This is a genomic window from Chryseobacterium sp. 6424, from assembly GCF_003692615.1.
GTDB lineage: Bacteria > Bacteroidota > Bacteroidia > Flavobacteriales > Weeksellaceae > Kaistella.
The window spans coordinates 2,346,881-2,361,602 of record NZ_CP023540.1; the positions used below are offsets into that span (position 1 = coordinate 2,346,881).

Here is a 14,722-nt window from a genome sequence, read left to right on the forward strand (position 1 = left end):
TTAAGATATAATCCCGGCAACTCGCCGGGATTTTTTTTTATCTTTGCCTTTAATTTAAAAATGTATTATGGATTTTAACATTATGCTTCAGGCACATCGTGGTTTTGCTTATCTTATTTTATTACTGGCAGCAGTATTCATAGTGGCATTGTTGGTGACCATGTTTGGTTATTCAGGTAAAATATCAAAGCTCCTGAGAAAATCTACCTTATTTACGATGATTTTCTTCCATCTGCAAGCGCTTATCGGACTTGTAATGCTGTTCTTTTTCTCCCCAGGCTTTAAAGCAGCCACCGAAGCCGGTACTTTAATGAGCGACGCTACCGCCAGAAATACCTATGTGGAACATCCTTTCGCGATGATCGTTTCCGCAGTACTGTTGACCATCCTGAACAAGAAATTCAAGACAAACGATAAACTTCAGATGAGCTGGGTAATCATGGGGTTTGTAGCGCTGGCACTGATGCTGTGGGCATTCCAGTGGAGTCGCCTCTTCGGTATTTAATGTAAACAAGATATAGCAAGAATTTTAATGAAAGTAGCAGTAATTGGCGCTACCGGTATGGTAGGCCAGGTGATGTTGAAGGTATTGGAGGAAAGAAATTTCCCGGTAACAGAGCTTATTCCCGTAGCTTCAGAAAAATCGGCAGGCAAGAAAATCACTTTCAAAGGAACGGAATATCCGATTGTGATGATGAACGAGGCGATTGAAAAGAAACCGCATATCGCACTATTCACCGCAGGTGGAGACACCTCACTGAAATTCGCGCCAAAGTTTGCTGAAGCAGGAACTACCGTGATCGATAATTCCTCGGCGTTCCGTATGCAAGACGATAAGAAACTTGTCGTTCCAGAGATTAACGCGAACCTGCTTACCACTTCCGACAAGATCATCGCGAACCCCAACTGCTCTACCATTCAGTTGGTGATGGTGCTGCATCCTTTAAATTTAAAATACAACCTAAAGCGTGTCATTGTTTCAACGTATCAGTCGGTAACCGGTACCGGGAAAAACGCCGTAGATCAGTTGAATGCCGAAATCGCAGGGGAAAGCAACATCTCAAAAGTCTATCCCTATGAGATCTTCAAAAATGCATTACCACAGTGCGATGTCTTCGCTGAGGATGATTACACCAAAGAAGAAATCAAACTGATGACCGAGCCGAAGAAAATCCTGGGTGATGACACCTTCAGTTTATCGGCTACCGCAGTGCGCGTCCCGGTACAGGGCGGTCATTCTGAAAGTGTGAACATTGAGTTCGAAAACGATTTTGATTTAGATGATGTTCGTGCCCTACTTGCCGATACGCCTGGCGTAACGGTGCTGGATGATGTAGAAAATAAAATTTACCCTATGCCGCTGTATTCCGAAGGTAAGGATGAGGTGTTTGTAGGACGCATCAGAAGAGACCGCTCACAGCCCAACACCTTGAATATGTGGATTGTCGCTGACAACCTTCGCAAAGGCGCCGCCACCAACGCGGTGCAGATCGCTGAATATCTGACAGAAAATAAATTGATATAGACCAGGATGCTCACGAAAGTGGGCATTTTTCATTTATTAGAAGCCTCAAACAATTATAACTCGTGTAATAAAACCCTTAATGTCAGAAATCAAGAAATCCCCTAACAATAGCCTGTCTTTCCAGCGGAAAGTAGCGATACTTGGGATTGTACTCTTCGTGGGGAAACTCGTGGCATGGCAGCTAACCAATTCTGATGCGGTTTTCAGTGATGCGATGGAAAGCATTGTTAATATTATCGCGGCCTTTTTAGGTCTCTATTCGTTGTACGTTGCGGCAAAACCGAAAGATACCGATCATCCTTACGGGCACGGAAAAGCTGAATTCATCACTTCCGGTGTGGAAGGAGTACTGATTATTGCAGCAGGGATCATCATCATCGTACAGGCTGCGGACTCACTGTTGCATGGTAATGTTCCGCAAAAACTGGACTGGGGAATACTAATCGTCGCGGCGACTGCCATCATCAACTTTATGATGGGATACCTTTCGTACCAAAAAGGGATTAAGGAAAACTCGCTGGTGCTGCAAAGTTCGGGTAAACATTTACAGAGTGATACTTTAACCACACTTGGCGTCATCATCAGCATGATTCTGGTATATTTCACCAACCAATACTGGATTGATGCTGCCGTAGCGCTGCTATTCGGCGGTTACATCATTTTCATAGGTTATAAAATCCTTCGGAAAGCCCTAAGTGGCATAATGGATGAAGCGGATATGGAAATGCTCGACCAAATGTCTGTCGTACTGAATGAGAACAGAAAACCCGAATGGATTGATATCCATAACGTGCGGATCCAACAACATGGCAGCGTATTACATATCGATGCGCACCTTACGTTGCCTTGGTATTTCGAGCTTCGTACCGCGCATGAAGAGATGGAGAATGTGTATCGATTATTGGGGAAGTATACCGAGCGCGAGGTAGAATTTAATTTTCATCTTGATGATTGCAAACCTTTTTCGTGCGAAATTTGCCAGTTGTTCGAATGTACCGTGCGGCAAAGAACATTTAAAAGAAAAATTGAATGGAATGAACATACCATTACGCAGGTGAACAAACATGAACTGGGTACAGATTAACGGGCGCGCAGAAGCAGTTTCCGGTAATAAAAAAGCGGAACAATAAGCAGCAAAATAAGCGGCTGAATCACAAACCTCCGCATATAAAACGAAAACAGGTAGCCGACCTCGAAATTGGTATATACACAATAAAGGTAAAGCGGGAAAGTGATGAGAAACACCATCACCATCAGCGCGGCTGCTTGTACTGTCCAGGCACGGTTCATGAAAAGTAACTGTACCAATGCTACCGAAACCAACAGATTCAGTATAAATCTAAAAAAATGACTCGCCACTAAGGGTAGCCATTCAAAAGACGGAAATATTTCATTTTTATCAGCCGCCTTGAAATATTTCAGGAAAGGGTCGTAAAACAACTGTTCCTCCGCCATGCGAATGCCCACCAGCGCCGAAAGCAGCACCAGAAATATAATAACTTTATATATTCTCATCAGCATCAGTCTTCAGTGCAAAAAGTTTAATCCAAATCAGCCACAATATCACCACACTGCCATAAATAACCGCGGGGAAAAGATAATCGTGCCCAATTTTCGAATACGCTGGCCATTCTACCAACAGTATATTCAGTCCGGCAATCCGCAATACATTGATGAGGTGTAGAAACACCAGCCCAAGACCAGCAAATACAAAAGTCTTGGCACCCTGATAAAACGCCATGATAAATGCGGCAAACAATACCATCACCGACACGGCATTGCAACCTTCCACCATCCTGGAAACATACTTGCCGCTAACATAGAACCACGATGTTTCCTGTTCGGGCTGGCCCGGCACCAAGTGTGAGGGGTACTGTAGCAAATCCTGCATAAATAACGCTTGCTTTGCTACCCAGACAGAAAAAGGATCGAGCCCGGCTTTGCTATATTGATTCAGATACAGTTGATAGGCAAAGACCAATACAACATATATCAGCATGAATCGCAGCAAAATTTTCAATACAGGCTTAAAGTCAGTAAACATACAGCAAATATACAGCTTTAACACCTACGAAATCATTATATTTGTAGGCTATGAATGGCGCAAAGGCAAAGCAATTTTTCGAGACTTTCACGGGGGAACCCGCTTCAGATTTTACTTTACTGGCACAAAGCGGTTCTGCACGCCGGAACTATCTTGCTACAATAGCCGAAAAAAAATTCATCGTCACGGAAAATGCCAACGTACTCGAAAACGAAAGTTTCTTCTATTTCACCGAACTGTTTGCAGCCTTTTCATTAAACACTCCTAAAATCTACAGCATTTCTACCGATAGAACAACCTATGTTCAGGAATATCTTGGCACCCAAACCCTGTCGGAAATCATTGCTGAGGAAGGCCTTACGGACCGAACTAAATCACTCGTGCAGCAAAGTCTGGAAAAATTACATCTGCTTCAGGTAAAGACGCATCAAAAGGTCGATTTCTCAAAGACATTTGAATATGAAACCTACGACCAACTTCCCATCACCAATGATTTGTTCTATTTTAAAAGTTTCATTGCCGATGTGTTGGAGGTGCCTTATCACAAAGCATCGTTATTGAAAGAATTTAACACGCTTACCGCACTCTTAGGGAACTTGTCTCCACGCGGCCTGATGATCCGGGATTTTCAGGCACGCAACATTATGGTGAATGATGAAAATAAATGCTTTTTCATTGATTATCAATCTGCTATGGAAGGTCCGTTGATGTATGATGTGGTATCTTTCCTTTATCAGGCCAAAGCCAATTTCCCGGAAATATTTAAGGAAGAAATGCTGGCGTACTATTTCTCGCTTTGGGACGAAAAAACCGCGCATGAACTAAAGAATTCGTTGGAGCCACTACAGTTGATCCGCTTTCTTCAGGTATTGGGCGCCTACGGGTTCCGTGGTCTTATACAGCGGAAAAGTCATTTTATGGAAAGTCTTGGTTCCGGCATTAAAAACCTTATACATTTCTCAGAAAAATGGGAACACATGAAGGATTTCCCAGAATTGCAGAAAATGATAGCGAACCTGACAACCACAGAGACACAACACAAAATTAAATTACTAATGACTTCATAAGTTTATATTAAATCTATTCATACATGAGTTTAACAATCGACATACACAGTTTTTCTTACAAAAAAGGCGGCATCCCGAAAGACACGAGTGGCAACGGCGGCGGCTTCACTTTTGACTGCCGCGGAATCCTGAATCCCGGACGTATCGAAACATATAAAGCACAAACCGGCTGCGACCTTCCGGTGCAGGAGTTCCTTGAAAGCCAGACCGAGATGCCCCGTTTTCTGGAACTGGTGAAAGATATCGTTTCCATTAACATCGAAAATTATCTGGGACGTGGTTTTGAAAACCTTCAGATCAATTTTGGCTGTACCGGCGGGCAACACCGTTCCGTTTACTGTGCTGAGAAGACCGCAGCCTACATCCGCGAGACATATCCTGAAACGACTGTGCATCTTCACCATGATGAGCAGCCACAACTCAACCGCGCATTTGCATAAACCAAGCGTATGAAAGCCCTGATACTTGCAGCCGGTAAAGGCACCCGCCTTGCGCCATTTACCGACCATCACCCGAAAGCACTTGCCAAAGTAAACGGGATCCCCCTGCTCGAAAGGAACATCCGTTACTTGCAGCATTATGGCATCAATGATTTCGTGATCAACATCCATCATTTTGGGCAGCAAATTGTAGATTTCCTTAGAAAGCATGATGATTTCGGGGCCCGTATAGAAATTTCAGATGAAAAGGATGAATTGCTTGAAACCGGTGGCGGACTGATATTTGCAAGGAAATTCCTGGATCATGGGGAGGATTTCTTGATGATGAATGCCGATATATTGACGGATTTAAATATTTCGGATTTCATAGCGGCGCATCAGGAAAAAAAAGATTTTATTACTTTAGCGGTCTCCGACCGGAAAAGTTCACGGAAACTGCTGTTTAATGAAAGCATGATGCTGCGTGGCTGGCTAAACTCAACCACGGGCGAAGAAAGGCTCACAGAAGCCAAAGACAAACTTATACCGCTGTCATTCAGTGGGATACATTGTGTGAACCCCGGGATATTCCATCAGATAAAACGAATCGGAAAATTCTCCATCATGGACGAATATCTGGATATGATGCAAACCAACCTTATACGTGGTTATGAGCATCAGGCGCTTCTGATAGATGTCGGCAGGCCAGAATCGGTTTTACAGGCAGAACAATATTTTAAATAAGACCAGTTATGAGCAAGATAAAAAGAGGGAAAGGCACTACCAAAGCAGCCGCAGGAAACGAGTTCGAGATTGACCAAAGGGTACAGCATTCTTTTAGCGAAAAAACCTGGGACGCTACGATTACCAAAGACAGCTGGATGGTCTTCAAAATCATGGCAGAATTTGTAGATGGGTATGAAAAACTTGCAAAAATTGGCCCATGTGTGTCTATTTTCGGCTCTGCAAGGTTAGCGCCAGACAATCCGTATTATGAAATGGCGGTTGATATCGCCCAAAAAATTACAGAAATTGGCTTCGGTGTGATTACCGGTGGCGGCCCCGGCATTATGGAAGCCGGAAACAAAGGTGCCCGAAACGGCGGTGGAAAATCTATCGGCCTGAACATCGAGCTGCCCTTCGAGCAACACTTCAATCCTTATATCGATAAACCATATAGCATGGATTTCGATTACTTCTTCGTGCGCAAAGTGATGTTCGTAAAGTATTCTCAAGGATTCATCGTCATGCCAGGCGGTTTTGGTACGCTGGATGAACTTACCGAAGCCTTAACATTAATACAGACCAACAAAATCGGAAAATTCCCCATCGTCCTCGTAGGTTCGGAATTTTGGAGTGGATTATTAGAGTGGTTCCAGAAGACTTTGCTTAAAAACGGCCTCATTTCTGAGGACGACCTCAAGCTCTACCGCATTGTAGATACCGCCGATGACGCGGTGGCCCATATCAAGGCTTTCTACGATAAATACACGGTAAACGTTAACTTTTAATTGGCATTATATTTGAGCAACCTTTGAGAGATGAATACGAAAATGAAAAAACTTCTACATATTACCGGGTTCTTTGCGTTGATGATGTTGATGGGTTTTACAGCCGCAGATTTTTACTCCTCGATGACAAAGATCGACTATGTAGAAGGCAGTCGCACATTGAAACTTACCACTAAAATGAACACGCAGCATATTTCTGACGCTATTAAAATCAACCCAAATACCGCAGGTTTTGAAGCCGAAGTAAAAAAATATGTAAACAATAATTTCGATCTCTTCGTGAACGGAAGTGCAAAAACCCTCACCTTCACAGGCAGCCAAGTAAATGGCGAATCGACCTGGGTGTACTTTGAGGCCGGTGGCGTAAGCCAAATAAGTTCACTAAGGATTAAAAACACCATTCTTCTAAGCACTTTTCCAAGACAAATCAATATCGTGAATGTAGCTTATAAAGGCAGCCAGAAAACAATGAATTTCCAGAGAGGCAAAGAAGTAAACGAAGCCAGTTTTTAAGTCAGTTATTGCTTAAAAAGTCATATAGAAGTCACAGAAATGTGGCTTTTTTTTGTGCCTGATAAATGAATCCCAAACGGATGATGCAACAATTATTTAAGAAAGAATCTTTAGTTAAAGTTTTTCCTCTTGCAATATAAGTTCTTAATATATAGTGAATGACTGAGAGAGACCTTACTATATCAAATAAAAAAAGACTGCATTGCTGCAGCCTTTCGGTTAGTATGGTGGCGGGATTATTTGGTTCCCGTAATCTTCACGTTATCTACCTCCCACGTGGTGGATGCAGTTGCCGTAGAAGTATATTTAAACGCTATTCTAATGGTTTTATTAGCAAAAGCGCTGAAATCTATTCTACCTGAAGTCGCAAAAGCAAAACCGCCTAATTGGGTGTCTAACGGAGCGTCGATCTTAGTCCATGTAGTTGTAGCTGGATCTCCGGTGAAGTTCTCAGTCACGAACACTTCCAATGGTGGTCCTGCAACAGAAGCACGTCCATCAGAATCGAACGAAAAGCCATAAGACTTATAACCGGTGAGCTTGATCTCGTTAGATACCAACCAGTCTTCGTTTGCAGCGTTTCCGCCGTTCATTACCGCGTAATAGTTGGTCCCTGTACCTTGGTTAGAGCGTGTCCAAACCTGCGGACCACCTTTATCATATGCAGTGAAGCTGTTGGTTAAGCTTGTTTGGAAAGTCTCCAAGAAAATCGTCGTTGGCGGAACGGAGCCGTCGCAACGGTTGCCATCCAAATCAGCATGAATCTGTTTCGGAATCCAAAGTTGGTAAACACCATTGAATATAGACAGGATGGCATATACATCGCCTTTACCGCCATCAACCTCAGCACCAGCGAATGTCGCACGGTTACTGGTTCGCAGGATAATGGTATTACCTTCACAGTCTTCGAGCGTTCTGTTGGTTACAGATGATCCAGCGTAAGGTTGTCCTAAGTCGGCATCAATAAACTGTACGTCTTTAATCTTAATCCATCTACCGACATCTGCAGTAGTAAGCTGCTTGATGGTACGTTCTGTAGCGATTACCGGTGTGATACCTGTTTTAGCATCAAAGAAATGTTTGAACACATCCGCTTCAACGATTTGACCTACGTTACCGTTAAATGGTTGTCCGATTTGAATTTCACCATTTACAGCTCCTACATAAAGGTCTTTCAGTTTGATGTAAACCTCAGTGCCTACTTTGAACCTGGCGTCCTGATATAGATTTGTCTTATTAATGTTTACACGGATACCGCCTGTAGCGTCTTCTACATAGATATATTTGAAGAGGTTGCCAGTTTCATCATTGGCTGTTACTTTTCCTTTAAGAAGGAAGTTTCCAGTGATTTGATTTAAAGGTGCAGATGTTGCTAGCTGCTTCACTTCTGCCACTGTTTTCGCGGTGTAATCAGAAGGGTTCAGCGCGCATGGGTCTGAAGCGATCTTATCCAGACGTGGGAAACGCTTCATATCCCTTAAATCCTCAACTCTGTTGATGTATAGCTGGTAAGATTGATTAAACTTACTGAAAATCCCAATGAAATTACCGTTACCCGCAGGCAGAGTTTGGTTGGCAAAGCTTGCGAAACCACTGTTACGAACGATTGCTGTACCTAAATACTGCTTGTTATTTCCGTTCCAGCCCTGCCCAATTTGTCTGTCAACCGTTACCCCATCCGGCGCAAAAGAAGAACAAAGCGCGAGGCTGGTAAACTCTGCATCTTCCACTTCAATCAATGCACCCAAAAGGTCTTGGTTGGCGGTCATGTCGGTAATTTTAAGTTTCTTAGGCACCATTTTCACGGCCGGTTTACAAGAACGGAAGATTTTCTGTGGCAGCATCTTCTCCGGAATTCTGGATACCGCATCTACACCCTGCGCGATTGCAGTAGCGTCTTCTACCCCTAACTGTACCAATCCGCCATAAGTACCTAAAGCAAGGCCGCTCAGTTTGATGTAAATTTTAGATCCCTGTGGATACTTTGTATAAGTGCTTACGGCATCTACACTGATGGTAAACCCTTGTGTAGGATTCACAGGATCATCCTGAATATAGATCGTTTTATAAATATTGCCAGAAGCATCAGTGGAGGATACATAACCTTCCATCACCGCGGTAGATCCCTCAGGGAATACGTAACGTGTAGTCCCGTGCAGCGCCTTCACTTCCTTTATGGTAAGTGTAGCAGTAAGATCCTGACACTGGTAGGCATCCAGATTAGGAGCATCATATTTATCATCTTGCACGCAGCCCGTCATGAGCAACGACGCGAAGGCGATAAACAGCATTTTAAAATATGAACTGTATTTTTTCATTTTTATATTTTTAAATAATTAAAACCTTAAATAAACGTTGGCGAAAAACGTTGTCCCCCTGTCATACCAAAGTTTAGGGCCAAAGTATGGCGTATCTCTTTGTGCTTCTGCAAGTGCCTCTGGGAAGTTTACGGCTCTGCCCTGCTCGAAGCCACCGGTTACATAATCTCTGTTATTCAGGATGTTGTTTACACTTACGCTTACACCCATCCTGTATTTACCGAATACAAATGTTTTACCTGCGTTGGCATTAAGCATGAACTGGTCGTCAAATTTCTTTTGTGACGTAATTTCCGCGATAACTTCTGGGGTTGCACCTGGGTAGTTATCACCGGTTTGTGGATTGGTGTACAACGCCGCTGTTTTATTAAGCGCAGAGAAATCCAGATACTGATCCTGCAGATAATTGGCAGTAGCGCCTACCCACCAGTAGTTGGCAGAGTTATAACGTAACCCTACGGAATATGCCTTTTGCGGGGTGCCTGCCACTTTATAGTCTTTCAGGTTTGCAGTTCCCCACTCTCTGATCCCGAAATCGTCATCAAAGGTTTTTACCAAAGGATTATTTTCAATTCTGTAGTCACCATAACTGGCAACCGCTGTCGCGTTAAGTGTAGTAGTAATTTTTACATCAGCACCCAACTCCAGACCTTTATAAGATTTATTAACACCGCTAAGCACTTCCGCAACCAATGCGTTACCTTCATCTACGGCCGCACTCGAAATATCCGCATAGTATCTGGAGATTTCAGTAGCGTTGTTCACAGTGGTATAATAACCGCTTAGTCTTAACTTAAGCACCTGACCTCTGTGAATGAAGTTAAGGTCGTTAGAGTTAACAACCTGGTTTTTAACATCAGGCGTAATCATGTTGGTAACACGCGGGCTGATGAAAATTTCGTTAAGTGTTGGCGCCAGGCTGAAGAATGTACCGTTATAAGCGATGAAGTTTTTACCATCAATTTTATAAAGCACACGTCCTTTTATACCAGCATCGAATGCGGTGAACAGGTCGCTCTTACCTTTGCTGTCTGCATATAGGTGATGCCTGAATTTACCGTCACGCTGAGACTCAGAGTAAGAGGCCACAACGGAAGCCGCGATCGTCCATTTTGGTAAATCAAGCTCTGTGGAAGCGTTAAATGTATATTGATTTCTTAGTAAATCGTAAGAATACTGAGTTCTGTCGCCTTCCCCAACTCTTGTATACGGATTGTCAAGGTCATACGGCTGATCGTTACCGAAAGCGTTCAGGTTGTTTGCGTAAAAAGCACCCAAAAGGTCTTTTACCTCACGGAAGTTATCAGATTTCAGGTTCTGGTAATTGAAATTAAGGTTCAGTTTCCAGTTTTCATCAAGTTTAGTATCGAAGTGCGATGCGAAATTGAAGGTTTTGTCTTCATTTACATCTTCCACTACAGTATATACAGCGCCTTGCTCGTTACCATTCACATCGAAACGGTTCAGGTAGTTGGCCTGGTAAAGGCTTTCCCAATCAATCTGCGACTGTTGGCGGAACTCATCTTCGGTATAAATGCCGTAGCTTGGCAGTTTTCTGTAATAAGTAGGATTCGGATCTGCGGCGTGGAACCAATCCAGGCGACTTCTTCCATCTCTACCGAACTGATAGGATACTGTGTTGATCCAGTTGCTTTTCTCACCTATTTTCAGGTAATCGGTCAGCATAAACATAGGTTCAAAAACTTTTCGGATTCTGGAGTTTCTTTTCTCCCCATCTTGCCAACCCCAGTAGGAGTTGTAGTTTTTGCCCATGATATCATACGCTTCCTGCGTGTTTGGGGAGTTGTTGGCACGGTATGTTGGTGAGCCAAACGCGGTAAGGTTGAGCGCGTGGCGGCTGCTAAACTGCTTCTCAATCGCACCGAAGAATGCGTAGGCATCTTGATAAGTCCCTTCAATCACCCCTTCTTCTGCCCATCTGCGGCTTCCGGAGAAGGTAAATGCCCAACCGTTCTTAGAAAGTCCGCTGGAGTATGTGGCCATCGCTCTGTGGAAATAACTTCTGTTCGTGAAGGAATAGGCAAGCGAGGTTTGCTTTCTGTAGCTGGAAGCACGGGTGTTATAGTACACCACGCCACCGAGGTTACCAAAAGCATATTCTGACGGGGTGATATTATCTACAGATTCGTAAGGGTAACGGGTGACATCATTAAGGCCGCCCCAGTTACTGAAGTCTACTTTACCATCATCGTTTTTCGACATGGAAACCCCATTGAACAATACATCCTCGAAACGGTTTTCTACGCCTCTTGGCCGAAACCAATACGCACCAAGCTCAAATGCGGAAACGTTTTGGAAGACATCTCGCCCAGAACTCAAAAGCCCTACTGTCGGCTGCATGGAGGAGCCACTTTCATCAGAATCGTTGGCAGCGTCATCAATCACCACAATCCCTGCATTGGGAAGAATTGCTGTGGCAAGGCTAATGACACCTAAGTCTTTTCTTTTCTCATCAGCAGTTACTTCAAATTCAATGATTTTGGTTTCAAAACTCTGTTTAGAGACGTTGATCTGATAACGGCCCGGCATAAGGTCCACGAACTGAAAGTAACCAATTTTATCAGCCGTCACATCGTCAGCAGACTGTACAAGATCAATCTCTGCTCTCTCAACTGGTTTCCCCTCCTGATCTTTTACGTACGCATACACGGTAGTCTGTGCGAAATAATAAGAAGCCGGAAGCAATGTAAACAATGAGATTAAGGATAACTTTTTTATCATAACAAATTATTTAGATCCCCTTATTGACTATTTTTAAGGGGCAACAAATTTAAGACTTATTTTGGTTAAGTTAAAGATTTTTAACACTTTGTTCCCAAGCATGAGTATTATCATCTGTGGAAATCATAAAAGCTGTATTTGTGATAAATTTCAGCCGTCAGCGTCTATAATTTAAAGTTGTGCTTTATAAATAATTAGTAATTTTACATCCTCAAAAATTTTTATATCCATAAAATGAAAAAACACCTTATTTTAATCGCAGTTTTTTGTTTCGGAATGGCTTTTTCCCAAACCCAGGTACAGAGAGCTGCGGTCGCATTTTTTAACGTTGAAAACCTTTGGGACACTGTGCCTTCAGCAGATTATATCGACGGGACTAAAGACTTTAAAAATCCCGCTTTTCACCGCAGCGTACCATTAGATTCGCTAAAGTTCCTAGAGACGACCGAAGTATATAAAGGAGAATGGAGCAACGAACTGCTGGTAGGTAAAAAAGTAGTACGCTACCAAATCCTGGCGGACGATTTCACAGAAAAAAGCGCAAAAAACTGGAACACCGAAAAGTACAATAAAAAACTCGCCAACGTAAGCCGCGTACTGTCTGAACTTGGCAGACAATACACCAATGATAACCCCGCTGTTATTGGCTTGGTAGAAATCGAAAACCGACAGGTGCTTGAAGACCTCATCAAGCAGCCAGCACTTGCCAAAAGCAACTACGGCATCGTACACCACAATTCCTATGATGCCCGTGGGGTAGATGTGGCCTTAATTTATCAAAAAGGCAGATTTGTAGTAACCGACCATTATGAAAAAGAAGTTAAGGTATATAATGATGAAGGCTACCGCAGTTATACCCGTGGCGTACTTGTAGTAAAAGGTCTGCTGGACGGAGAAAAAACGGCGTTTTTCGTCAATCACTGGCCATCAAGAAGTGGTGGCGAAGCACGCTCTTACCCACGCCGTGCTACTGCCGCAACTGTACTGAAAACTGAAATGGACCGCCTGCGTGCTGAAGAACCGGGGATCAAGCTAATCGCAATGGGCGACTTTAATGATGACCCTGTAAGCCCAAGCATCAGAAAGATCTGGGGAACAGTAGGCGAACCAGAGCAGCTGACAGAAAAAACGCCCTACTATAACCTGATGACCAAAATGTACAAAGCAGGTGTGGCTTCACTCGGTTACAGAGATGCACCAAACCTTTTCGACCAGATTATAGTATCAAAAAACCTGTATTCTCCTGAAAAACTCACCCCATCTTACTCCATCTACAAAACAGAGATTCATGCACCCGCTTACCTGAAGAACAGCGAGGGCCAATGGAAGGGTTATCCCCTGAGATCATGGGACGGCGACCGTTTCACCGGTGGATACAGCGACCACTTTCCGGCAGTAACCATCCTACAGAAAGCGCTGAGCAAAAAATAACATCCATCGCCGTAATTATACGAAGCCGAAGTCTTACACTTCGGCTTTTTATTTGATATCTTTATAAAAAAATATGATGAAAAATATCTGCCTGATCCTTTTAGCACTGTTCTTAATACAGTGTACATCAGCAAACTCCGCAAACAACACCACCAAAACAGAAATTAAACCAGAAAAAAGCAGCGAAGATGGCGAGTGGGATCTCGTTGTGATCGATTCTCAGTTCGATTACTTTCTAAATGCCTACGCCAAACCCATTACCATGTATTCTGAACCAATGCTGAAAACCAGAAACACCATGCTGGTATCTGAATGGAATTCTTACTATCTCTCTGGGCGGCACCGCAATGTCATTGAATCGATGATTGAATATGACCCCAATGAAAACTACGGGATAAACTTTGAGTATAAGCTCTACCAAGTCTTCGCGTATGTTCAGTGGCGGTACGGCCTGAGGCTGAACGGCCTCAGCGGTTCGGAAGTGCGCTAAGACAGGAAAAGGTTCAGAATGTTTTCTGAACCTTTTCCCTATAAATATGAAAATGATGTTACTTGCTATATTTCTCTTCTACTTTGTCCCAGTTAATCACATCAAAAAATGCTGTAATGTAATCTGGTCTTCTGTTTTGGTAATTCAGGTAATAGGCGTGCTCCCAAACATCAAGGCCTAAGATGGGCGTTCCTTCGCAGCCTGCACCTGGCATCAGTGGATTATCCTGGTTTGGGGTAGAACATACCTCCAGGCTCCCATCTTCTTTTTTACAAAGCCAAGCCCAACCAGAACCGAAACGGGTTTTTGCAGCTTCCGTAAAGTCATTTTTAAACTTATCAAGACTACCGTAGTTTTCAAGTGCTGCTTTTACGCTTCCCACAGGCTCCTTGCTACCGCCTGGTGTAAGTATTTCCCAGAAAAGTGTATGGTTATAATGCCCGCCACCATTGTTACGGATGGCTGGTTTTTCTGCCGCAGTTCTACAGATTTCCTCAATACTTTTGCCTTCAAGGTCTGTACCTTCAATCGCTTTATTAAGATTATCGATATACGTCTGATGATGTTTTGTATGGTGAATCTCCATGGTTTTAGCATCAATGGAAGGCTCTAGCGCATCGTAAGCATAGCCCAACTGAGGTAATTCGAATGCCATTATTTTA

General features: G+C 43.3%; 15 protein-coding genes. 10 read left to right on the top strand and 5 right to left on the bottom strand.

The annotated features are described in order from the left end of the window. The first annotated feature begins 67 nt into the window (after nt 1-67). The 3 genes from CO230_RS10980 (at nt 68) to CO230_RS10990 (ending at nt 2,609) form a co-directional block, all read left to right on the top strand. Nucleotides 68-505 carry a hypothetical protein gene (locus tag CO230_RS10980; protein ID WP_122028635.1) on the top strand — a complete coding sequence of 146 codons (438 nt, stop codon included), beginning with the start codon at nt 68-70 and terminating at the stop codon, nt 503-505. Nucleotides 506-532: 27 nt separating this feature from the next. Continuing rightward, nucleotides 533-1,525: an aspartate-semialdehyde dehydrogenase gene (locus tag CO230_RS10985; RefSeq protein WP_122028636.1), complete on the top strand. Its 993-nt coding sequence runs from the start codon at nt 533-535 to the stop codon at nt 1,523-1,525. Between the two features lie 79 nt (nt 1,526-1,604). Then, nucleotides 1,605-2,609, top strand: a complete 1,005-nt coding sequence (locus CO230_RS10990; protein WP_122028637.1) for a cation diffusion facilitator family transporter — start codon at nt 1,605-1,607, stop codon at nt 2,607-2,609. Here CO230_RS10990 and CO230_RS10995 read toward each other — a convergent pair. Then, complete coding sequence (locus CO230_RS10995; RefSeq protein ID WP_122028638.1) at nt 2,606-3,040, bottom strand: exosortase F system-associated membrane protein; 435 nt, start codon at nt 3,038-3,040, stop codon at nt 2,606-2,608. The genes CO230_RS10990 and CO230_RS10995 overlap by 4 nt on opposite strands. After that, a complete protein-coding gene (gene xrtF, locus CO230_RS11000) occupies nt 3,027-3,569 on the bottom strand; it encodes an exosortase family protein XrtF (RefSeq protein ID WP_122028639.1) in 543 nt (180 codons plus the stop codon). Before xrtF ends, CO230_RS10995 begins: the two co-directional genes overlap by 14 nt. A gap of 50 nt (nt 3,570-3,619) precedes the next feature. On the opposite strand from xrtF, the gene CO230_RS11005 reads away from it, so the two are divergent. From CO230_RS11005 to CO230_RS11025, 5 genes are read left to right on the top strand one after another with little or no spacing between them, the layout of a single operon-like run. Continuing rightward, complete coding sequence (locus CO230_RS11005; RefSeq protein WP_122028640.1) at nt 3,620-4,636, top strand: aminoglycoside phosphotransferase family protein; 1,017 nt, start codon at nt 3,620-3,622, stop codon at nt 4,634-4,636. Between the two features lie 23 nt (nt 4,637-4,659). Beyond that, nucleotides 4,660-5,076, top strand: a complete 417-nt coding sequence (locus CO230_RS11010; RefSeq protein WP_122028641.1) for an RNase adapter RapZ — start codon at nt 4,660-4,662, stop codon at nt 5,074-5,076. Between the two features lie 9 nt (nt 5,077-5,085). Next, complete coding sequence (locus tag CO230_RS11015) at nt 5,086-5,799, top strand: NDP-sugar synthase (protein ID WP_122028642.1); 714 nt, start codon at nt 5,086-5,088, stop codon at nt 5,797-5,799. Between the two features lie 8 nt (nt 5,800-5,807). Further along, nucleotides 5,808-6,566, top strand: a complete 759-nt coding sequence (locus tag CO230_RS11020) for a TIGR00730 family Rossman fold protein (RefSeq protein WP_122028643.1) — start codon at nt 5,808-5,810, stop codon at nt 6,564-6,566. Between the two features lie 42 nt (nt 6,567-6,608). Further along, nucleotides 6,609-7,079, top strand: coding sequence for a DUF6702 family protein (locus CO230_RS11025; protein WP_122028969.1), 471 nt, complete (start codon nt 6,609-6,611; stop codon nt 7,077-7,079). Nucleotides 7,080-7,315: 236 nt separating this feature from the next. Here CO230_RS11025 and CO230_RS11030 read toward each other — a convergent pair whose 3' ends face one another. Together CO230_RS11030 and CO230_RS11035 are read right to left on the bottom strand one after the other, a co-directional pair. Next, nucleotides 7,316-9,397, bottom strand: a complete 2,082-nt coding sequence (locus CO230_RS11030) for a DUF5689 domain-containing protein (RefSeq protein WP_122028644.1) — start codon at nt 9,395-9,397, stop codon at nt 7,316-7,318. Between the two features lie 18 nt (nt 9,398-9,415). Then, a complete protein-coding gene (locus CO230_RS11035) occupies nt 9,416-12,139 on the bottom strand; it encodes a carboxypeptidase-like regulatory domain-containing protein (protein WP_122028645.1) in 2,724 nt (907 codons plus the stop codon). A 234-nt stretch (nt 12,140-12,373) separates the two neighbouring features. Between CO230_RS11035 and CO230_RS11040 the strand changes: the two genes are divergently transcribed. Further along, entirely contained in the window at nt 12,374-13,570 is a 1,197-nt protein-coding gene (locus CO230_RS11040) for an endonuclease/exonuclease/phosphatase family protein (protein WP_122028646.1), read from the top strand. A gap of 73 nt (nt 13,571-13,643) precedes the next feature. Beyond that, nucleotides 13,644-14,060, top strand: a complete 417-nt coding sequence (locus CO230_RS11045; RefSeq protein ID WP_228438143.1) for a DUF6146 family protein — start codon at nt 13,644-13,646, stop codon at nt 14,058-14,060. A 58-nt stretch (nt 14,061-14,118) separates the two neighbouring features. On the opposite strand, the gene CO230_RS11050 is transcribed toward CO230_RS11045, so the two are convergent. Continuing rightward, nucleotides 14,119-14,715 carry a superoxide dismutase gene (locus CO230_RS11050; RefSeq protein ID WP_122028647.1) on the bottom strand — a complete coding sequence of 199 codons (597 nt, stop codon included), beginning with the start codon at nt 14,713-14,715 and terminating at the stop codon, nt 14,119-14,121. Between the last annotated feature and the right edge of the window lie 7 nt (nt 14,716-14,722).